Genomic DNA, 18,852 nt, shown 5'->3' with positions numbered 1-18,852 from the left:
CGTTGCGGGAATCCGTTGCAAACCAGCGCAGTCATGCGCAATGACAGGAGACTTTACGACATGAAAAAGCCCATTCGATTCGCGCGCGGCCCGGCGCTGGTTGCGGCGTTTCTCGCCGCGACCGTCGCGCTGTCCGCGAGCGCCGCAGACGTGAAGAGCGGCCTGAAGATCGCCTTCCTGCCCAAGCAGATCAACAACCCTTACGAAGTGATCGCGGACGACGGCGGCATGGCGGCGATCAAGGAGCTGAAAGGCGATGGCAAGGTCGTCGGTCCGTCGGATGCGGGCGCATCGTCGCAGGTGAGCTATATCAATACGCTCATCACGCAGCGGCAGAACGCGATCGTGATCGCGGCGAACGACGCCAACGCGGTCGTGCCGTATCTGAAGAAGGCGATGTCGCAGGGCATCAAGGTCGTGACCTTCGATTCCGACACGGCGTCCGACGGCCGGCAGATCTTCGTCAATCAGGCCGATTCGGAAGCGATCGGGCGCGGGCAGATTCAATTGCTGTCGAAGCTGATCGGCGGCGAGGGCGAGTTTGCAATTCTCTCGGCGACGCCCAACGCGACGAACCAGAACACCTGGATCAAGTGGATGCAGGAGGAACTGAAGAAGCCCGAGTATTCGAAGATGAAGCTCGTGAAGATCGCCTACGGCAACGACGACGATCAAAAGTCCTTCGTCGAAACGCAGGGTTTGTTGCAGGCTTATCCGAACCTGAAGGGCATCGTCGCGCCGACATCGGTCGGGATCGCGGCGGCGGCGCGTTATATCTCCAGCTCTCCGGCTAAGGGCAAGGTGGTCGTGACGGGCCTCGGCACGCCGAATCAGATGCGCGCGTTCGTGAAGAACGGCACGGTCAAGGCGTTCCAGTTGTGGGACCCGGGTCAACTGGGTTATCTCGCGGCGTTCGCGGCGGCCAATCTCGCGTCCGGGACGATCACCGGCAAGGAAGGCGATTCGTTCGAGGCGGGCAAGCTGGGCAAGCGCACGGTCGGCAAGAGCGGCGAGGTGATTCTCGGCCCGCCGACGACCTTCGATGCGGCTAATATCGACAACTTCAATTTTTGAGGCAGCGGGTTCGATTGGAACCTGAGAGATGATGAAACGCCCTTCGGGGCGTTTCTTTTTTTTCAGCGCCTGCCGCGTTTGCGGTGTATGACGGAAAAGCCTTGGAGATCAGCGAGTTGAGGCGATGCTCCCAAGGCTATCCACAAGGCTCTACACGAAAACTGTGGATAGATTTATGCTGCGTCGCACCACCTCTCTACCTTGAGATAGAACATCTAAGTTGTTGAACAAAAAGCGTTTCAGACAAGTTGTATACGGCCCGTGAAAATCACACCCCATGATTTTTCGTTTGAGAGGCAATCAGACACCTCTCAAACTGTAAGTATTGTAACAAAAAAACTACTTGTTGTCAATACGACTACAGCGCATCTACTTGTTGGCCTGCGCGTCAGATGCAGGCAATGAAGGCGCACCGAAGTCATGCAGGCTGATCCACGGCCCGCGTTCGATACTGACGTTCGAACTGTCGGAGATCGAAGTGCAGGCCGTGAGCGGCACCAGCCAGATCAACATCCCTATCATCATTTTCATCTCGCGCTCCGCGACGTGTGGCGGATGTCGGCTTAGACCACGTTCGCGCTTCAGGCGCAACATAATTTGACATCGGGCTACAATGCCCTTCGCGCAAATGCCGTCTATCCTTGAGTCCTCGACGTTTTGCGTCGAGCGCTGGTTCAACCCCGGCGTGATGTAGCAGTTAGGAAAGACGCTCCGCGCCGACACGGGCGGAGCACTCGGCATCGCGCGCCCATTCGGGCCGCGAGTGCTGCTGTTCGCCTATGGGCGGGCCGCAGCAGGGCCGGTATGTACGTCTTTCCGCATATCGGGGTTGAACCTGCTGCTGTGCCCGTCCACCCCTCGTGTGGGGTGGGTCCACGAACAGAGGACCATCCATGTTGCAAGAAGTCAAACGCGAAGCAGCAAGCCCGTCGAAGCCGCCCCGGCATTCACTGCGTTTCAATAAGACGCCCGTGCTTGCTACGCGCGTCGCTATGCGCGTGCGAAACCTTCAAGAAAAGGCGGTGCGTTGCTCGTGGTTGCTGCGCGAGGCTCAAGGACGCAACGCCATCTCCTTTGCAGCCTATGAGGAAATTGTTTCGGAGGGTGCCTACGCCCTTAACCGAACCCTGGCTGACTATCTGAACCATAGCGACGCTTTGATCGACCCTATCGATCAGGACTACCAAGCGTTGAAGCAACGATTCAAGGACACCGTCAGCGTGGCAGTGACGAGATTCAATCTGGAAGTGATTCACTCGTTGGCTGCCTATGCAGATAACGCGATCGCGATGCGCTGCAAGGTTGCGGCTCTGCGCGGCGTGCTGGGCGACTTATGCGCCGCCGCCGAACCGCTGCTCGCGTGGCTGGAAAAGCGCGGTGCAATGCCGATTGAATCAACCCTCACCTGATTCTGGCGCCTCGGAGAAGTCACCGTAACGGCTTACGGAGACTTCTCTCTTTTTGCCCCGCCGCGCTTTCAGTTCGGCGGGTTTTTTTTTAGGAATCTACTTGTCGAATCAGGACTTCCTATGACTGAACCTCCCTGGCAATTCAAGGACTTCATGGACCGGATCATCTCTCTGAATCCGCCAGTCGAAGCACTCCGGACACAACTACTGGACGAGCGGGCGCGCAACGGCAAGCTCGTATCACAGCTTCGGCATGCGCGCAGGCATGCGCGCGATTACGAACGCCTCGCGTTGGTGTACGAACCCGTCGTTGCGCAGACTCAATCAGGCATGGCCGCAATGGCTGAGGCGCTATCGGCGCTCGTCAACATCGTGCTGATCGTGCAGCGTGACGCGCCTGATGACCCGCGTTTGATAGAAAACCTTGAAACGCTACTTATCGCCACACGCGAAACGCAGTCGATCGCTCAGCATACGACCGCCGCACTTGAGGTTGTTCTCAAAATATCTGACGTTTAATCATTAAATAGGAATACCAACGTTCAAATTCCGAGTCGCTCGGGATAGAGTTGAACGTTTCATTCACTTTCACGGGGGTGTCCTTGAATAGACGGTCTGACTATGAAATCGAGCGCGTTAGACATTTGTCTGCGCATCAGCACTATTCCCTCGACATGCCGCAGGAGCCGAGTTCGGTTTTTGCGGACATCTTCAGCGTCGAGGGCACCCGTGCCATTGGCGAGCCCACGCACGTCAAGCTCCGCTTCACGCACCCATCGCATGCGCTCACGCGCCTGGACTATGTGGGCAAGATGGCGAAGTTCCTGATTCAGCCGCCGCACGAACCGAGTCGAGGCATCAAGCCGGAGCAGCCGCGTGGCATACACGGGATCATCACGGGCTTCACACACCTGAGCAGCAACCGGGATGAAAGTTTCTATGAACTGGTTCTCGAATCACGACTGGCGTTGCTGAGAAATGCGCCGAAGGTCCGCTGGTTTTGGGACAAGAGCTTTGTCGATGTGATCGTCCAGATACTCAAAGAGCATGGCTTCGATCAACTGCGCGCCGATTTCAAGGTGCGGCTCTATCGCCAGTATGTGAAGCGTGCCGTGATCGCTCAGTGGGAAGAGGACGATCTGACCTTCATCCAGCGGCTTTGCCGCCGTGCGGGCATCTGGTTCGTGTGCGGCGAAAGCGACACGGTCGCAGACTGCGAGATGATCTACGTCCACGATGACTTCACGCATTATCGGCACGATGACAACCTCAACGTGCCGGTGCTGCCCGAAGGCGGCATGAACAGCGATGGAGCCGAATCAATCTTCTCGCTGGAAACGCACACCAAGGTGATTCCTCAGTCGTACACGGTGCGCGGGTACAACTACCGCAAAGCGCCGGATGCCATCGAAGCGACGAGCGTCATCCACGACGACAAGACCACCTACGGCGAAAGCTACACCTACGGCGTGCCTGTGCTGACCAAGGAGGACGCACAGGTCGAGGCGCTGCTGCGGCAGGAAGCAGCCATTTCGCAGCAGGTCGAGTACCACGGCAGCACCAATATGCTGGATGCCATGCCGGGCAACGTGGTTAAGCCGTCGAATCGCACGCTTCCGGACACCAAGTACGGCATGCTGATCTTCTTCGCGAAATTCAGCGCCGCGCGCAAGCAGCCCTTCAGGGTCGAGTACAAAGCGATTCCATCGGATCGCCTCTATCGGATGCCCTTGCTGGAAGAGACATGGCCCCGCATGCAGGGCGACATCACGGCCGTGATTGCCTCCCCGAACCAGTATTCCCAACCGTTCATCACCAAAGACGGCGAGTATGTTGCCCGAATCCTCGCCGACCGTGATCCGCGCATCAAGGGCATGGAAAGCTGCCTGCTACGCCTGGCCAAACCTTTCGCGGGCTCGCACCGGACGGGCTTTCACTATGGTCTGCATGACGGAACAGAGGTAGGCGTAGCAGGTCATCTCGGCAATCCTGAACTCCTGTACATCGCCCATATATTCCATAACTCGCTGAATGACGATCCGATCGTCGCTGAAGATCGCTGGATGAGCCGCACGATCTTGCAGACGCACCGGAACAAGTTCAGAACCGACGACTGGCCGGACGAAGAGCACATCAAGCTCGCGAGCGAACGCGGCAAGTCGCAACTGAACCTCGGGCATATCGTTGACGCGGCGCGCAAGAAGCGCGGTGACGGTTTCGAGCTGAAGACCAATTTCAAAGGCGCACTCCGTGCAGCTCAGGGACTGCTCATCTCGACCGAGCCGCAGGCCACGCAAGCTCAGGTCACGGACACCAGCGGCGCGACAGCGCTGTTCGAGCGCACGCAGGCGCAGGCTGGCGCGCTGGCTCAAGGTGCGAGCGCATCGAACGCCGAAATCGCGGATCTGAAGGCCGAGAACCAGTGGCTTAAAGACGAGCTAGCCGACATCAAGAAGCAGGTCATCGCGCTCTCCGCACCGCAGGGCATCGGGCTTGCCACGCCGGATCGCGTGATGATAGGGGCAGGCAAGGACGTGAGCGTGGCGACTTCGCAGGGCTTCAACGTCAGCGCGTTCAGGAACGTCGCGATTGCTGCCCGTGAAAAGCTGTCGCTGTTCGCCAACACGCTTGGGGCCAAGCTGATTGCCGGCAAAGGCCCAGTGGAGATTCAGGCGCAATCCGACGTGCTGGCGCTGGCCGCGCAAAAGGATGTCGTCGTGACCAGCGCCGACGGTGCGGTGCGCGTGCGGGCTAACAAGGAACTTGTTCTCGAATGCGGTGGCGCATATATCGAGTTGAAGGACGGCACCATCACGCTGGGCAGCGCCAAGCCGCTCCAACTGAAGCTGCCGGGCATGACCAAACAAGCGCCGGAGATCATGCACTTGGCGGGGCCGTCGTTCGCGCCCGCTGTAGCACCTTGGTCCACTAGATGTGACGCATGGATTGGCGGTTCAAATACCATTGAAAAGCTCGCGCCGCCGGAATCGAAGTTTGCCTCTTGGGAACAGTACGCCAATGCTGGAGTAGCAGTCCCTGCTGCGCCCACTGGCCTTGAACCGCCTGCAAAAACAGCGCAATCCAAGAAGGCCGAGAAAGCAAAGACAACGCAACCCAAGAAGGCCGAGAAAGCAAGCCTACCCAAAACAGAGGACGTTGACAAAAATCCGAGCGACGAACCGACACTGCCTCTAGCAGCCAGTCCAAGTGAACCTATCGCACTAAGCGAAGCAGCCATTTGTGAATGGTCCATGCCATCGTTTTCCGACGAATTCATTTGGGCGCGCGAGACCCCGCAATATTATAAGTACGGGAACACTGAAACAAGCAAGACAACTTCGCTTTGTTCTGGCATCGCGACCACTAAATTTCCCATTGAATACGACGATAAGAACAAGACACTTACCGCGACTGTTACAGTCGTTTTGATCCCGGTGTTGCTCGCCAACCTTGATCCAATAACTAATGAACCAATCGTCAGGGCAGACGGGTCATACGAAACAACGCCCTACGAAACCTACGCGAACGGCGCTAATAGCCTTCAGCCATTTTCTAATTTTGGCCTCAAACAAATTGCCCGTGTTGGCTCGCATATCAATACGAGCAAATACAAAGCAGACGTGGAACGAACTCTGAACCAAGGAAACTACAAACTCGTTCTCGATGGATGTAGCAAAGGAAGTGCTTGCGGAAGGCGAGTTTCGATCGTGTTTCGGGTTGACTTTTTAATTGCTAACGAAGCCGAAGCGGACGCCATGACGGATGTTCGCAAAGTGCATATCTATCCGCAAGCGGCAAGAGCTGATGCAGCGAACTGGGGTGAGGACAATATAGAAATCGACAACGGGGGAAACGCAGTTCCTGTTGCGATGGCTCTGAATGTGGCTGCACACGAATGCGGCCACCTTTTAAACTTCCCGGATGAATACTGGCAAGGCGGAGGATTCGTGCATTCTACCTACGTTAAAAATGACAAGAGTCTCAATTTTCAGTTGGGAAACTCTAACATCGGCAAACATAAATGGCAGATGTATTCTCCCCGAAACCTGATGGGAGGTGGAGCCGTGTTACCGAAAGCAGTTATCCCAGCCCATTATATGGAGTATATGAGGTTCTGGTTCACCGCGCGAACAAATATGGCATGGAGAGTAGGCACGAAATGATGACCGGCAAAATATTTAGTCGTTCAGCTTCGATGTTTTTGGGGTTGGTAATTTTTTTAAATCAGAGTGATGACACGTTTGCGAGGGAAAATTCGATGACTGAGGCACCTACATTTTCCCTTTCTTGGAGCGGCGGTATGCAGTATGGCGACCGCTCTATTGAGATTAACAACGACAAGGTAAGGGTCGCTGTTTGGGACGCTATTAACGATTCAAGGTTAGATAGTGTGGGAATTTTTGAACTGCCGGTTCGAGAGATCGGCGCGAGCAAAGTAGCAGAGGTTGCCGAGTTGCTCTGTGCTCCCGAAAACCAGAGCGGCCCACCTTCTACACTCGATTCAGAAACCTCAGCGCGTTTCAGCGCAATTTGCTCGCACGATGGCCAACGGACTAACGTAGATGGTTCGCTGCACCGTATTCCGCAAGAACGCAGAGCCCGGATAGGAACGCTTGCGGCTGAGTGGCAGGAAGCCGCAATTAAACGTGGAACAAAACTGCTCAACCTGTACGCGAAGGTTGAGAAGATCGAACCTAAACCGGGTGCGTATCTAGTATCAATCCGATTTGTCAACGCGGGTGACACCCCGCTCTCATTTTCTACACCTGATATGTGGTCAGGGCGAATGGAGGATGGAACGCTCGGCGTCGGTAGCTACGGAGCAGGAACCAATTGGAGTTTCACTCTTAGCGGGGTTCCACTTGTTAATTCTGAAGAATTTCCGGATGGAACAGTAGTTTTACCGACACGAAGTAGCAAAAATCTGACATTTAAAGTGGCACCTGAAAAAATAGCCAAGAAGGGGACGTTCGATTTTCGCGGTATCTGTTTCACACTCGTGACTTACGTTCTGGACGGCAAGACACTAGCGAATCGAGTGGATTTCAAAATGCAATCGACATCAATAACAATCGATCGGGACTACCCCTCGACCCCGCAAGAGTGGAAAGACTTCGAAACTCGCAAGGCTAAGGAAGTGTCGGCACTGCCATCCGGCGCGATGGTCGCCGAGTCGGGCTACTACCGCCTCTCCGCCATCGGCGGGACGCGCGGCTCCTTCCTGACCAAGCTTGAAGCGGGGAAGACCGCGCCCAAGTTTGACTACGCGAAATGGGATCAGTGGCAATGGGAAGCCGATCTCGCACTGGCGACGATCTGCAAGCCGGGTGAAGCATGCGCGCGCGATGGGCGCTGGGTGTTACGCACTATGCAGTGGACGCCCGCAGCCGACGATAAGACGCATACGCAGTACGAGCGGCGTTTCCGCGCGGGCGAGTCGCTGCCGACTTTCGAAGTGTCGAACGAAGCCGCGTCGAAACTTTATTGGGAATGGCTCGGCGCCTAAGTTCGTTCCGGGGCGTTCTGCCCCGGCTAACCGCATCCTTCAGGAGACTTCGATGAAACAACCTGTTCGCCTGGGCGATCCCACCTCGCACGGTGGCGTCGTCAAAACCGCCTCGTCCTCGTTTGACATCGACGGGCGCAATGTGGCGCTGCTGCATGACATCGTCACGTGCCCCCTTCACGGTGACAACCGGATCACCGAATGCGGCGACGGCTACAACGAGAATGGCCGACAGCTCGTCGCGGACGGTTGCCGCACGCAATGCGGCAGCATTGTCCGAGCAACGACGAAGGGGATGGACATCGCATGAGCATGGATTGGCGCATTCCCGACGTGCCCGAGCATAAGCCCACCAAGCCGCCCTCCATCGGGATCGCCGTGGTTGCGTTGTTCGTCGCGCTCATCGTCGGCTTCATCGTTACCATCCTCAACTGGAAACAGGGCACGTCCATCGTCTCGGCCCGATTCTTCGCTTGCGCGCTCATCGTCCCCGTGCTGCTGTGGGGCGTGTTCTGTGCCTTCCTTTATCTGCCCTCGGAGGACTGGAACAACCGCGCGGCGTGGTGGAACTTCCTCTGTAAAGATTACTTCAACGATTGGCGCGGCTGGACGCAGTGGAACCTGTCGATTCTCAACACGGTGACGCTCACGCCGGAAGTAGAACTGGCCGAACGCATGCTCGGGCTGGAAGGTACGCCGCCCACGAACGCCGGGCAAATTCTGACGCTACAGCACGCGGGCATCGACGACGTTCTGACGCGGCTCGTCACGCCGTTCTCCGGAATGTTTCAGCGCTTCGCAGGCAAGCGAACCATCCACATTGCGATTCAATCCGGCGACGAAACGCATTTGGGAATCTTGCGAAGCGTGTTGCAACGGCTGGAGATCGACACCAAGGCCGTCGCCATGTCCCGCTTCGAACTGAAAGAGTTGCCGAATAACCTCAATGAGTGGATGACTAGTCAGAAAGTGCGATATAGCTACGGCTCCCAAAGGCAGAAGATGATGCCGGATTTGTGTCTGGTGCTCGCTTTTCACCTCAATGAGCAATCGACCCAATCGCCTGCTTCCGAGGCAGCCGTGGCGTTGCTGTTCGGGTCATGGGACTTTCTCAAGCATGCGAAGCTCAAGCCCAAAGCTCGATTGTTCCGCTCCATCCCCACGACGACCGATGAAATACCTGACGCGCTCAAGACCCTGTTCACGGCCGAGCCGACGCCACTCAAGCGACTGCGTAATTTTTGGGTCAGCAATCTGGCCAAGCGGGATGGACATGTTGTGAAAGCCATCGCCAAGGACAGCGAGCCAGCCTTGACCTTGCTCGATCTCGACCAAGCGCTCGGTGTGTCGGAGTCGACAAGTCCACTGTTGTTGCAAGCGCTTGCCGCGCAAGCCGTGTTGAATGGACAAGGACCGCAGCTTGTCGCAATGCCCGACGCGAACGGCCTGCGCCTGAATCTCGTTGGAAGCGACTACGCGCCAATCGCATCCGTCGAGGAGCCGGAAATCGATTTTTGGGAAGCTTCGATCTCTGGCGGGGTGGCTTGCCTCATGTGCCTGCTCATGCTCTGCCTTCTCGAATTGGATGCGGGCATGGGCTGGGCTATAGGAGTATTTGGCGTTACCTTGCTGCTCTTGTTCTTTGGCATGCCAGCGGGGGCGATCTTCAAGCGGCGTATGGTGACGAACGAGTTCTATCGACGTGCTGCACGAAGATGAAAATTAAAAGTGTCCTCGCGCGTTCCGTAGCACCATCCTCAATGGCTGCCGGAAAGAGCGACGGCGCGAGCGTTGGCGCAGGTTTGATTCAGTTTGCGCTGGCTGCGTGGGTCGCCCGTATCCGGCTGGCGGACAACCCCACGCGTTCATCTGATCGCCTGCCCACCCCGCATCACCTGCACGGCCGTCGCCGATTCAAACCGCGCGTGCACCATGTCCCCCGCCTTCAACCCGGCGAGCGACACATCCGGCGCGGCCTGCAGCGTCACCGTCCGGTTCGGTCCACGCAGCGTCACGCGGCGGTTCTTCGTATCGACACGTTCGATCGTCCCGATCACCTCGACGACGCGCGCCTCCGCCGTCACGCCGCCCGACGCGGGAATCGTCGCCTGGGTGTCGATGCGCTCGCGGATGCCATCGGACTTGACCTTCGTCGCGCTCACGAGCAACGCGCTGCGATACTCGATGTTCACGATATCGCCGAGCTGGAGTTTCTTCACATCGCCGACTTCGGGGTTCACCGCCACTTCGACGACGCGCCCGGACGGTCCTTGCAGCGACACGCTGTTCGACGTCGGATCGATGCCGACCACGCGCGCCTGGACTTGCGCGATGGCCGCCGCGCCGCGCGCCGTCGGTGCGGACGCGGCATCGTCGGCGGAAGCGCTTCCTACCGCGCCGAACGCGAGCGCCATGCAGGCCACGACAATCTTGAGTGAACGATGCGAAGGGTGAGATGACGAGTGAACCATGCGTTGCTCCTTGTGTTCGAGTTGCTTCACAGCATGCAAAACGCGCTCAGCGGCGCGACTTGGACAACAAATGCCCGAGACCGAGATTCGTGGCGATCTGCCAGATATAAACGCGCGAATAACGCACGCCATAGCGCCGCTCGATCAGTTCGCGCAGACGCGCATTGGTCCACGCATCGCTTTCGAAACCGTGCGCGCGCGCGGGTCCACGCAGCGCGGCGGCGATCCAGTCGAGCGCCTCGCGGTCCAGCACCGACGCGCGTCCGCCAACGCCCATCTTGCCGAGCGCGTCGAGGCCGCCCTCGCTGACGATCGCCTTGTAACGCCGCACCGTCTGCACCGAAAGATGCAACGCCTCGGCCACCGCCTCGACCGACGCGCCATCGAGCAACATGCGTCCGGCCGTCATGCGTCGCACAACGCTCGGCAGTGTGTCGGGACGGGAGAGCATGGCGCGCGCCGCTCGATCGTTAGGATTGCTTCGATTGAATGAGACGTCAGACGCCACTGCACGAACCGAAGCCGATGCCTGGCGCTCCTTCCCGTGCCGGCCGACGCGAGCGAGCGACGGGTGCAACGTTGCGGCGTCCGTATGCGTTCATGCGTGCCCCTTGTCGAATGGAGACGGCGAGACTTGATCGGGCGTGCTTGACGTCAGGTCGATGCGTGGCTCGCTTACGAGCCGACTTACAGAGAAGTATCAATAAACGTTTTCAGGCTCGATGGGCAACCATCGGCGAAATTTTTTTGGGCTTGATAAATCTCTGCGAATTGTCTATGTAGCTGCTGATTGGCAGCGAAATCGGAGCGGGCAACGCGCCGAGCGCTACGCGGAGTGCAATGCGGCGGGTGTCCGTTTCAAAGCGGGTTTGATGTCACGCGGAAGGCTCGCCTCATGCTGCCTTGTGTGCATCGACGGCATGGCATTCGTACGCGCCGCGCGCGCGTGATCCGCCGCGAGTGGTTCGCGGCGCGTCGCGGCCAGCGCCGACGGTTCTCAGACGCGATAAAACTCGATGTCCTGGCCCGCGTGCACCGCGCGCTTTAGCCACTCGGGCATATCGCCGAGGCCGTCCCACGTGTCGCCATTCGCGTTCCGGAATATCGGCGCTGCGCCGCCCGCCGAATGCGGTATCAAGGGCACTTGCGGCATTGGCCGCTTTGCCTTGGGCGCGCCAAGAGCCCCGTTGGTCCTGGTGAAGGAGGGCGGCGGCGGGTTCTCCACCGGCGCTTCGGCCAATGCTTCGGCCAACGCACTCTCCGAGATGCCGAACTCAGCCATTCGGCTGCGCAAATACGCAATGATGCTGTCTCGCTTTCTTTCGTCCACGGCTTTCCTGATTCAGCTTTTTGATTTTCAGAGGATGAACCGATACCCCGCGCGGACCGGGGCGGTTCGATGACTTAGATATAAGTGTTTTATGAAGCGTGACGCTGTGCTTGCCGCGCGTCAATTAGTGTATTTACCGCACCCCTATTAATTCGCCCGCTGACTTTGCCTCTTTAATGTGGGCATTGCCACCAATGCGAACGTTCGCCCGCCAAAGCACCGCCGTGACGGACGCGCGAACAGAATGCGCGCGGAACGTCACGACAGGGAGCCACGAACCGATGGCGAAGCCCGCCGCCGATGTAGCATGGTGGCCGAAAACTTCGCCTAACTCTATTGTATGCTGCTTATGGCCAGTATTAAAACGGTTTAACGACTGTGTTGTTCCCCCGGTAATTCCGCACCGTGCGCGCGAATGGCGGCAATCAGTTCCGCGGGCGTAATTTCATAACGCACTTCGCGGTGAATGCCGGGTTTGCGCTCGTCGATTTCAACCAGCAGCACGGCTTTGCCGTCGGCTGCCGGTTCGAGGCGCAGCGAACGCACTTCCTGACCGCTGGCTTCGTCGTATTCCGTCAGGAGCGTCATGGCGCCGGTGGCGGCGCTTCTCGGCATCGACATTCTTCCTCCCGTCTTGCGACGTTGTTGTTGTTGTTTCGCCGCGTCGACTTCCGGCGTGCACGAATTTCAGGCGCGCTTTGCGGTGTTTCGACTGAGCGAATGACGCGGACGCGAAGAGCAGCGCGGCCCGCGCCGCCCTCCGGTATCTCATTATTGCCTGTCAAAAGCGCGCGCGTCCAGCGGGAGACTCGTTGAAGTTGCGACCCTATTTTCTCTGCCCGGGCCGCGGCTCAGGCGTCGGCGCCGATCGCGTCGCGCGCCTGACTCGTGAGTTCGAAGGAGCGCAGCCGCGCTTTGTGATCGAAAATCTGCGCGGTGATGATCAACTCGTCGGCCTGGGTCTGATCGATGACCGAGCGCAGGCCGGCTTCGACATCGGCCGGCGCGCCGACGACGGAGCAGGCGAGCGAGTGCTCGACGCCTGCGCGCTCGGCCTCGTTCCACGCGATCGATTCGACCGGCGGCGGCAACTGGCCGGGCGTCCCACGCCGCAAATTGATGAACTGCTGTTGCAGCGACGTGAAGTGAAAGCGTGCTTCATCGGCGGTATCGGCGGCGAAGACGTTCACGCCGACCATCGCGTAGGGTTTTTGCAGCGTCGCGGACCGGCGGAATTGCTTGCGATAGACCTCGAGCGCGGTCAGGAGATAATCCGGCGCGAAATGCGACGCGAATGCGAACGGAAGCCCAAGCGCGGCCGCGAGCTGCGCCGAGAAGAGCGACGAGCCGAGCAGCCAGATCGGCACGTGCAGCCCGGCGCCCGGCACGGCGCGCACGCGCTGGCCTTCGACCGGATCGGCGAAATAACGCTGCAGTTCCACCACGTCGTCGGGGAACGATTCGGCGCTGCCGTGCAGGTCGCGGCGCAACGCCCGCGCGGTGGTCTGGTCGGTGCCGGGCGCGCGTCCGAGTCCGAGATCGATGCGCCCCGGAAACAGCGACGCCAGCGTGCCGAACTGCTCGGCGATCACGAGCGGCGCGTGATTCGGCAGCATGACGCCGCCCGAACCGACGCGGATCGTCTTCGTGCCCGCCGCGATATGGCCGATCACGACGGCGGTCGCGGCGCTGGCGATGCCCGTCATGTTGTGATGCTCGGCGAGCCAGTAGCGCAGATAGCCCCAGCGCTCGGCGTGCCGGGCCAGATCGAGTGAATGAGCGAAGGCGTCGGCCGGCGTCGAGCCGAGTGGGACGGGAGAAAGGTCGAGAAGCGAGAAGGGGATCATTGCGGCTTTCCGAAAGCGTGACGGATCGCGATGCATGCGCATCGTGGCGCCGGCACGCGTTTAAAAAGCCGATTGTGCACAAACTCCGCGGAATCTGCCGGAGCGGACGGGCGCGGTCCGATCAGGCGAGCCGTGGATATCCGCGCTCGATAGCCTCGCGTTCGTAGTCGAGAATCGGCGCGTAGTCCGCCGGCGCGCGTCGCACGACGCCTTTGAGCCTTAAGCGGGTGGCGAGCGCGGGGTCGGAAGCGAGCGCATCGGAGAGGGCGTCAAAAATTGTTTCCTGGGGCGCGCGCATCGATGCGATGAACGGCAGCGCGCTCGCACTGGCCGTCACGCCGAGCACGCGTGCGCCGGCCGTCAGTTCCGGAAGATGCGACTGCGCGAATGCGAATGTGACGCAATCTATCGCGGCGATGTCCGCGCGCGATTCGGCGATTGCGCGCAGCGACGCGAGATGCGCGCCGGTTTTCGTGGCCGAAGCGAAAAAGCGTCCGTCGTGCGCGAACGGGGCCACGGCGCGCCGAAAGAGGTTCATGCCGCTGTTGGAATCGTCGTCGTTATAGGCCGCGCGCAAATCCCGGCAGTCTTCGATCGACCGTGCGGCGACATGCGCGCCGACGACGATCACGCTGCGATAAGCGCCGTTTTCGCAGCCGGGCACGTCGAAATCGGGTGCGCCGACGACCCGCACGCGGTTCGCGAGCGCATGCACGAGCGGATAGCCGCAGGTTTGCGACAGCAACACGTCGTCGCGCAGCCAGAAGGCGGTGAGGTCCGGGCCGGGTTCGACGATTTCGAGCGTATCGCCGCGCGCGCGCAGCCAGTCCGCGAGACGCTCGCGAACGCGTTCGAGCAGCGTGCGCCAGTCGGCGGCAAGGGCGGGCGCGACGTTGTACATCGGCAGGGCGGCGAGCCAGTGCATGACGAGCGGTCGACGAATGACGATGACGAATCGTACAGGCCGCCGGGTCAGCTCGCGAGGCTGGCCGTATCGCCGCCGCGCGCGCTCCGGTTTCGGCGGGCCGGAGATTCCGGTGCGGCGAACGGATGCACGGGCTGCGCCGCCTGTGCGAACGCGTGACGACTCGCCCATTCGCCGTATCCGCGCACGACGAAGCCGCCGTTGCTCGCGCGATAGGCTTTTCGCCGGCGCGCATAGATCCGGCCGAGCGCGAACCACGGCACGCCGGGCAGATCGTGATGCACGGCGTGAAAGTTATTGTTGAGAAAGAGCAGACGCCACGGCCACGCAGCTTCGTTGACGACCGTGCGTTCGCTTTCCCGCTCCGCCGCGCGATGCTCCTGAAACGAGCGCACCGAAGCCAGCGCGAGCGACACATATCCGACGCCGAATACGAAGGCGCGCCACGGAATGCCGCAGTGCGTGTCGAGCCAGCTCGCGAGCAGCACGAGCGATGCGAGATGCACCGCCCAGCTCGCGACAATGCGCCAGCGCCGTTCGACGACGGCCTGCGCCGCCTCCCGCCACGATGCAGCGATGGCGAACCACGGCCCGATCAGCATGCGCCCGACGAAGGTATTGCGCGCGGCGAGCCCGGCGCGCAGGACGGGGCCCGCGCTCGCCCAGTGCTTGGGCGTCACGTAAAAGCTTTCGGGATCGCGGCCGGGTTCGGTCAGATGCGCGTCGTCGTGATGCCGCAGATGCGACTCGCGATAGACCTCGTAGGGAAACCACACGGCGAGCGGGGCGATGCCGAGCAGCATGTTGACGAACGGCCAGCGCGTCGGATGACCGTGCATCAACTCGTGCTGTAGCGACATGTACCAGCACGACAGCACTGCGAGCAGCGCGACGGCCGGAACGATCCCGATGGCGCGCGCGTTGAGCGCGACGCCGAACCAGCCACCGTAGATCGCCAGGATGACCACCCACGTCGGCCATTCGCTGCGCCACCGCCAGGTTTCGCGCTGGCACTGGAGTTCCTGGCGTTGGGCGTCGTCGAGGTAGCGGGGCATGGCGGACTTCGAAAAAGGCGAAGGGCCATGGTAGCGGCGCGTCGAATCCGTCCCAACCAACGAATCCGGCTATGGATTTCGCGATCCGCGCAATAAGCATTCAGCATCCAGCATTCACGAAGCGGCCGATCATTCGATTTTTGGCCACGCGTCCGCGCACGGTATCCTTGGTCCCTTCCTCACCGCATGCGCGTGCGCCCATGTCCGAACCGATCGAGCCCGCTGCCGCGCCCAATCCGGCGCATCGCAACCTGCCGCGCAAATCCGCGCGTCTCATCGGCGGGCTGATCGCCTTCAACGTGCTCGCATGGCTCTGGGCGCTCGCCGCGTTCCGTCACTATCCGCTGCTGCTCGGCACGTCGTTGCTCGCCTATTCGCTCGGATTGCGCCATGCGGTCGATGCCGATCACATCGCAGCCATCGACAACGTCACGCGCAAACTGATGCACGAAGGCAAGCGGCCGCTCTTCGCCGGCTTCTTCTTTTCGCTCGGGCATTCGACGATCGTCGTCGCGGCCACCGCGCTCATCGCGGCGACGGCGCTGGCCGTGCAGGGCCGATTCGCCGAATTCCGCGAGATCGGCGGGATCATCGGCACGTCGGTGTCGTCGTTCTTTTTGTTCGCGATCGCGGCGATGAACCTGTTCGTGCTGCGCGGCGTGTGGCGCGCCTTCAGACGCGTGCGGCGCGGCGAAGCGTGGAGCGACGACGACATCGACATGCTCACGGTCGGCGGCGGTCCGCTCGCGCGCATCGCTCGCCCGCTCTTCAGGCTGATCGGCAAGAGCTGGCACATGTATCCGCTCGGCTTTCTGTTCGGCCTGGGCTTCGACACGGCGACCGAAATCGGGCTGATGGGCATCGCGGCGGCCGAGGCGGCGCGCGGCATGCCGGTGTGGTCCATTCTCGTTTTTCCGGTGCTGTTCACGGCGGGCATGTCGCTCATCGACACCGCCGACAGCATGCTCATGACCGGCGCCTACGGCTGGGCGTTCATGAAGCCGATCCGCAAGCTCTACTACAACCTCACCGTCACGCTCGTGTCGGTGCTGATCGCCGTGCTGGTCGGCGGCATCGAGGCGCTCGGGCTGATCGCGGACCGGCTGCGACTGAAGGGCGGGTTGTGGGACGTGGCCGCGTCGCTCTCCGAGCACTTCGGCATGCTCGGCTACGGGATCGTCGCGCTCTTCGCCGCGTGCTGGATCGTTTCCGCGCTCATCTACAAGTGGCGCGGTTACGAATCGCTCGACGGCGGCATCGTCCGATAAGACCTTTTGGGCATTCTTCGTGCTTCGTGGATGCGCCAGCCGCTCATCCACATTCCGTATCGAGCGGCGTTCACGGAGAACGAATATGAACGACCCGCAAGCCGGGGCCGACTCGCCGCACCTCGATAGCGCCGAGCAGGAGCAGGCGGCCGAGCATTCCGCGCCGCATCCGCTCGTCATCCACGAGATCGTGCGCGAGGAAGGCGAAGTCGCGATGGAGCGCACCTTCTCCGCGCTGATGTGGTCGGCGCTCGCCGCCGGTCTCTCGATGGGCTTTTCGTTTCTCGTCCAGTCGATTCTCGAAAGCGCGCTACCGAAGTCGGACTGGAGCGGGCTCGTTTCGAGTTTCGGCTACACGATCGGCTTCGTCTTCGTGATCCTCGCGCGTCAGCAACTCTTCACCGAGAGCACGCTAACGGCCGTGCTGCCCGTGCTCACGCGGCGCGATCTCGCGACCTTGTTCAAGGCGCTGCGTCTCTGGGCGATCGTGCTCTTCTTCAACCTGATCGGCACGACGATCTTCGCCGCGATCCTGCAGATTCGCGGCGTCTTTTCGCCGGAAGTGAGCGAGGCGCTCGCCAGAATCGCGATGACGCCGCTTTCCGCCGACTTCGGCGTGACGGTCGTGCGCGGCGTGTTTTCCGGCTGGCTCATCGCGCTGATGGTGTGGCTCTTGCCGAGCGCGCGCTCGGGGCGTCTCTTGACGATCCTGCTCGTGACCTACACCGTCGCCGTGAGCAAGCTCACGCATGTGATCGCGGGATCGGTCGAAGCGGCGTATGCCGTGATGATCGGCGCGGCCGGCGTCTCCGATTACTTCTTCGTGTTCCTCGTGCCGACGTTCATCGGCAATGTGATCGGCGGCGTGTCGCTTGTCGCGATCGTCAATCATGCGGCGATCGCGCCGGAAATCGAGGGCGGGCCGCACGAACATCGCGACTGAACGTGCGCATCATTTGTTGTTGCCCGCGCCCGTGCCGTACAAGCCGTTGCCGAAGCCACTGCTGCCTTCGGGTTTGTGATTCTTGTCCGCGGTCGCGGCGCGGCCTTGCGCGGCATCCTTCGATTGCGGTTTCTGCGATTCGACCAGCGGCGAGCCCGATGGATTGTCGCGCGAGCTCGAATCCGACTGACGGCTTTCCTGACGCTCCGAGCCGCCGCCGTTCGGGATCTGCGCGACGCCATACGTGCTGAACGTCGCGATGAGGCTAGCGAGGATCGTGTTGGCGAGCAGGCGCGGCGCGCGCGTGCGGTCGTGAAGAAGAGTGGACATAACAGTTCCCGGCATGATCGAAAGACTAGCTTTGGAGCATGAACGGTGCCTGACGCAGCACATCGGCACAGCGGCGCGTTCGAGATGCGCGTGCCGCGAATCGTCGGAACTTCCAACGGCGGTGCGCGCCCGGCTCGTCGCGAGACGCGGGCGCGAACGAGGGTTTCGCGCCGCAGCGCGAGCGGCGAAAGCGGCGATCAGGCCGCTTTCGCCCAAAGCCTGTTGGTCGACCTTTTACGGCTGCCGGAGCCGTCGCGCGGACCGCTGTCGACCGTGTCGAGCGCGACGCGCAGCGCCTCGATGCGCTGCTTTTGCGCCGGCACGAGCGCATAGCCTTTGAGCACGGCGGTAAGCCGCTCGCGCCAGTATTCGACGTTGAGCGTGCCGGAAGATTGCTTATGCATCGTGCGGAGTTGCGCGACTGCGCGCTCGATGTGTTGAAGCTCGACGTCCGCCAACGCCGAGGGCAAAAGACTGCCCTTGGTCTCGCTTTTCTTCTTCATTTTCTGGTCTTCCTCTCGGCCATACGACGCATAGTCCCGGCATCGGACACGCGCGTCGTTGAGGCACCCCGTTCACCCGCGCATTTTTTTGTACGTCGGCGGGTGGCCCTTGCTCTTTTCTTCGGATGACCGATCTTTTCCCGTCTCAGCGAGTTCGATCGTTAGCAAAAATGTACGCAATGCGGGCCTAC

The 18,852-nt window shown here is 60.6% G+C and carries 19 protein-coding genes; 9 read left to right on the top strand and 10 right to left on the bottom strand.

What is annotated here, in order from left to right:
* Nucleotides 1-60: 60 nt before the first annotated feature.
* Entirely contained in the window at nucleotides 61-1,074 is a 1,014-nt protein-coding gene (gene rhaS / locus AWB82_RS22520; RefSeq protein WP_086971156.1) for a rhamnose ABC transporter substrate-binding protein, read from the top strand.
* 369 nt (nucleotides 1,075-1,443) lie between these two features.
* Here rhaS and AWB82_RS37715 read toward each other — a convergent pair whose 3' ends face one another.
* Nucleotides 1,444-1,605, bottom strand: coding sequence for a hypothetical protein (locus tag AWB82_RS37715; protein ID WP_159462618.1), 162 nt, complete (start codon nucleotides 1,603-1,605; stop codon nucleotides 1,444-1,446).
* Nucleotides 1,606-1,967: 362 nt separating this feature from the next.
* Here AWB82_RS37715 and AWB82_RS22510 point away from each other — a divergent pair, with 362 nt between their 5' ends.
* From AWB82_RS22510 to AWB82_RS22485, 6 genes are all read left to right on the top strand, one after another.
* On the top strand, nucleotides 1,968-2,483 hold the full coding sequence (locus tag AWB82_RS22510) for a hypothetical protein (RefSeq protein WP_143756825.1): 516 nt from the start codon (nucleotides 1,968-1,970) through the stop codon (nucleotides 2,481-2,483).
* Between the two features lie 120 nt (nucleotides 2,484-2,603).
* Nucleotides 2,604-3,002, top strand: coding sequence for a hypothetical protein (locus AWB82_RS22505; RefSeq protein ID WP_086971150.1), 399 nt, complete (start codon nucleotides 2,604-2,606; stop codon nucleotides 3,000-3,002).
* A gap of 125 nt (nucleotides 3,003-3,127) precedes the next feature.
* Nucleotides 3,128-6,646 (top strand): type VI secretion system Vgr family protein, encoded by a 3,519-nt coding sequence (locus AWB82_RS22500; RefSeq protein WP_086971148.1) that lies wholly within the window; start codon nucleotides 3,128-3,130, stop codon nucleotides 6,644-6,646.
* The gene (locus AWB82_RS37255) at nucleotides 6,643-7,989 is read left to right on the top strand and encodes a hypothetical protein (protein ID WP_143756823.1); all 1,347 of its coding nucleotides are present in this window, start codon (nucleotides 6,643-6,645) and stop codon (nucleotides 7,987-7,989) included. The genes AWB82_RS22500 and AWB82_RS37255 overlap by 4 nt, the downstream gene beginning before the upstream one ends.
* Before the next feature lie 52 nt (nucleotides 7,990-8,041).
* Nucleotides 8,042-8,299 (top strand): PAAR domain-containing protein, encoded by a 258-nt coding sequence (locus AWB82_RS22490; protein WP_086971144.1) that lies wholly within the window; start codon nucleotides 8,042-8,044, stop codon nucleotides 8,297-8,299.
* On the top strand, nucleotides 8,296-9,708 hold the full coding sequence (locus AWB82_RS22485; protein ID WP_143756821.1) for a hypothetical protein: 1,413 nt from the start codon (nucleotides 8,296-8,298) through the stop codon (nucleotides 9,706-9,708). Before AWB82_RS22490 ends, AWB82_RS22485 begins: the two co-directional genes overlap by 4 nt.
* Before the next feature lie 146 nt (nucleotides 9,709-9,854).
* On the opposite strand, the gene AWB82_RS22480 is transcribed toward AWB82_RS22485, so the two are convergent.
* From AWB82_RS22480 to AWB82_RS22450, 7 genes are all read right to left on the bottom strand, one after another.
* Nucleotides 9,855-10,460 carry a copper-binding protein gene (locus tag AWB82_RS22480; protein WP_086971140.1) on the bottom strand — a complete coding sequence of 202 codons (606 nt, stop codon included), beginning with the start codon at nucleotides 10,458-10,460 and terminating at the stop codon, nucleotides 9,855-9,857.
* A 46-nt stretch (nucleotides 10,461-10,506) separates the two neighbouring features.
* On the bottom strand, nucleotides 10,507-10,911 hold the full coding sequence (locus tag AWB82_RS22475; protein ID WP_086971139.1) for a helix-turn-helix domain-containing protein: 405 nt from the start codon (nucleotides 10,909-10,911) through the stop codon (nucleotides 10,507-10,509).
* Nucleotides 10,912-11,457: 546 nt separating this feature from the next.
* Nucleotides 11,458-11,712, bottom strand: coding sequence for a hypothetical protein (locus AWB82_RS22470; RefSeq protein ID WP_407643033.1), 255 nt, complete (start codon nucleotides 11,710-11,712; stop codon nucleotides 11,458-11,460).
* A gap of 447 nt (nucleotides 11,713-12,159) precedes the next feature.
* Nucleotides 12,160-12,405: a hypothetical protein gene (locus tag AWB82_RS22465; protein ID WP_086971204.1), complete on the bottom strand. Its 246-nt coding sequence runs from the start codon at nucleotides 12,403-12,405 to the stop codon at nucleotides 12,160-12,162.
* A gap of 236 nt (nucleotides 12,406-12,641) precedes the next feature.
* Nucleotides 12,642-13,637, bottom strand: a complete 996-nt coding sequence (locus AWB82_RS22460) for an LLM class flavin-dependent oxidoreductase (RefSeq protein ID WP_086971135.1) — start codon at nucleotides 13,635-13,637, stop codon at nucleotides 12,642-12,644.
* 121 nt (nucleotides 13,638-13,758) lie between these two features.
* A complete protein-coding gene (locus AWB82_RS22455; RefSeq protein ID WP_086971133.1) occupies nucleotides 13,759-14,562 on the bottom strand; it encodes a phosphate/phosphite/phosphonate ABC transporter substrate-binding protein in 804 nt (267 codons plus the stop codon).
* Nucleotides 14,563-14,609: 47 nt separating this feature from the next.
* Nucleotides 14,610-15,617: a fatty acid desaturase gene (locus tag AWB82_RS22450; protein WP_086971131.1), complete on the bottom strand. Its 1,008-nt coding sequence runs from the start codon at nucleotides 15,615-15,617 to the stop codon at nucleotides 14,610-14,612.
* A gap of 200 nt (nucleotides 15,618-15,817) precedes the next feature.
* Between AWB82_RS22450 and AWB82_RS22445 the strand changes: the two genes are divergently transcribed.
* Together AWB82_RS22445 and AWB82_RS22440 are read left to right on the top strand one after the other, a co-directional pair.
* On the top strand, nucleotides 15,818-16,885 hold the full coding sequence (locus tag AWB82_RS22445) for a HoxN/HupN/NixA family nickel/cobalt transporter (protein ID WP_086971202.1): 1,068 nt from the start codon (nucleotides 15,818-15,820) through the stop codon (nucleotides 16,883-16,885).
* A gap of 85 nt (nucleotides 16,886-16,970) precedes the next feature.
* A complete protein-coding gene (locus AWB82_RS22440) occupies nucleotides 16,971-17,828 on the top strand; it encodes a formate/nitrite transporter family protein (RefSeq protein ID WP_086971130.1) in 858 nt (285 codons plus the stop codon).
* Nucleotides 17,829-17,837: 9 nt separating this feature from the next.
* Here the strand turns inward: AWB82_RS22440 and AWB82_RS22435 are convergent, their stop codons facing one another.
* Nucleotides 17,838-18,158 carry a beta-xylosidase gene (locus AWB82_RS22435; RefSeq protein WP_086971128.1) on the bottom strand — a complete coding sequence of 107 codons (321 nt, stop codon included), beginning with the start codon at nucleotides 18,156-18,158 and terminating at the stop codon, nucleotides 17,838-17,840.
* A gap of 197 nt (nucleotides 18,159-18,355) precedes the next feature.
* Nucleotides 18,356-18,661 carry a hypothetical protein gene (locus AWB82_RS22430; protein WP_086971127.1) on the bottom strand — a complete coding sequence of 102 codons (306 nt, stop codon included), beginning with the start codon at nucleotides 18,659-18,661 and terminating at the stop codon, nucleotides 18,356-18,358.
* Nucleotides 18,662-18,852: the final 191 nt, after the last annotated feature.

The sequence above is a fragment of the Caballeronia glebae genome (genome assembly GCF_001545035.1).
GTDB lineage: Bacteria > Pseudomonadota > Gammaproteobacteria > Burkholderiales > Burkholderiaceae > Caballeronia > Caballeronia glebae.
This window is presented reverse-complemented; position numbering and strand designations above follow the sequence as displayed.

Bases quoted from the DNA above. Each gene is read 5' to 3' on its own strand.
- AWB82_RS22465 (WP_086971204.1), bottom strand. From the start codon at position 12,405: ATGCCGAGAAGCGCCGCCACCGGCGCCATGACGCTCCTGACGGAATAC.
- AWB82_RS22475 (WP_086971139.1), bottom strand. From the start codon at position 10,911: ATGCTCTCCCGTCCCGACACACTGCCGAGCGTTGTGCGACGCATGACG.
- AWB82_RS22455 (WP_086971133.1), bottom strand. From the start codon at position 14,562: ATGCACTGGCTCGCCGCCCTGCCGATGTACAACGTCGCGCCCGCCCTT.
- AWB82_RS22460 (WP_086971135.1), bottom strand. From the start codon at position 13,637: ATGATCCCCTTCTCGCTTCTCGACCTTTCTCCCGTCCCACTCGGCTCG.
- AWB82_RS22505 (WP_086971150.1), top strand. From the start codon at position 2,604: ATGACTGAACCTCCCTGGCAATTCAAGGACTTCATGGACCGGATCATC.
- AWB82_RS22490 (WP_086971144.1), top strand. From the start codon at position 8,042: ATGAAACAACCTGTTCGCCTGGGCGATCCCACCTCGCACGGTGGCGTC.
- AWB82_RS37255 (WP_143756823.1), top strand. From the start codon at position 6,643: ATGATGACCGGCAAAATATTTAGTCGTTCAGCTTCGATGTTTTTGGGG.
- AWB82_RS22445 (WP_086971202.1), top strand. From the start codon at position 15,818: ATGTCCGAACCGATCGAGCCCGCTGCCGCGCCCAATCCGGCGCATCGC.
- AWB82_RS22435 (WP_086971128.1), bottom strand. From the start codon at position 18,158: ATGTCCACTCTTCTTCACGACCGCACGCGCGCGCCGCGCCTGCTCGCC.
- AWB82_RS22440 (WP_086971130.1), top strand. From the start codon at position 16,971: ATGAACGACCCGCAAGCCGGGGCCGACTCGCCGCACCTCGATAGCGCC.
- AWB82_RS22510 (WP_143756825.1), top strand. From the start codon at position 1,968: ATGTTGCAAGAAGTCAAACGCGAAGCAGCAAGCCCGTCGAAGCCGCCC.
- AWB82_RS37715 (WP_159462618.1), bottom strand. From the start codon at position 1,605: ATGAAAATGATGATAGGGATGTTGATCTGGCTGGTGCCGCTCACGGCC.
- rhaS (WP_086971156.1), top strand. From the start codon at position 61: ATGAAAAAGCCCATTCGATTCGCGCGCGGCCCGGCGCTGGTTGCGGCG.
- AWB82_RS22480 (WP_086971140.1), bottom strand. From the start codon at position 10,460: ATGGTTCACTCGTCATCTCACCCTTCGCATCGTTCACTCAAGATTGTC.
- AWB82_RS22430 (WP_086971127.1), bottom strand. From the start codon at position 18,661: ATGAAGAAGAAAAGCGAGACCAAGGGCAGTCTTTTGCCCTCGGCGTTG.
- AWB82_RS22450 (WP_086971131.1), bottom strand. From the start codon at position 15,617: ATGCCCCGCTACCTCGACGACGCCCAACGCCAGGAACTCCAGTGCCAG.
- AWB82_RS22485 (WP_143756821.1), top strand. From the start codon at position 8,296: ATGAGCATGGATTGGCGCATTCCCGACGTGCCCGAGCATAAGCCCACC.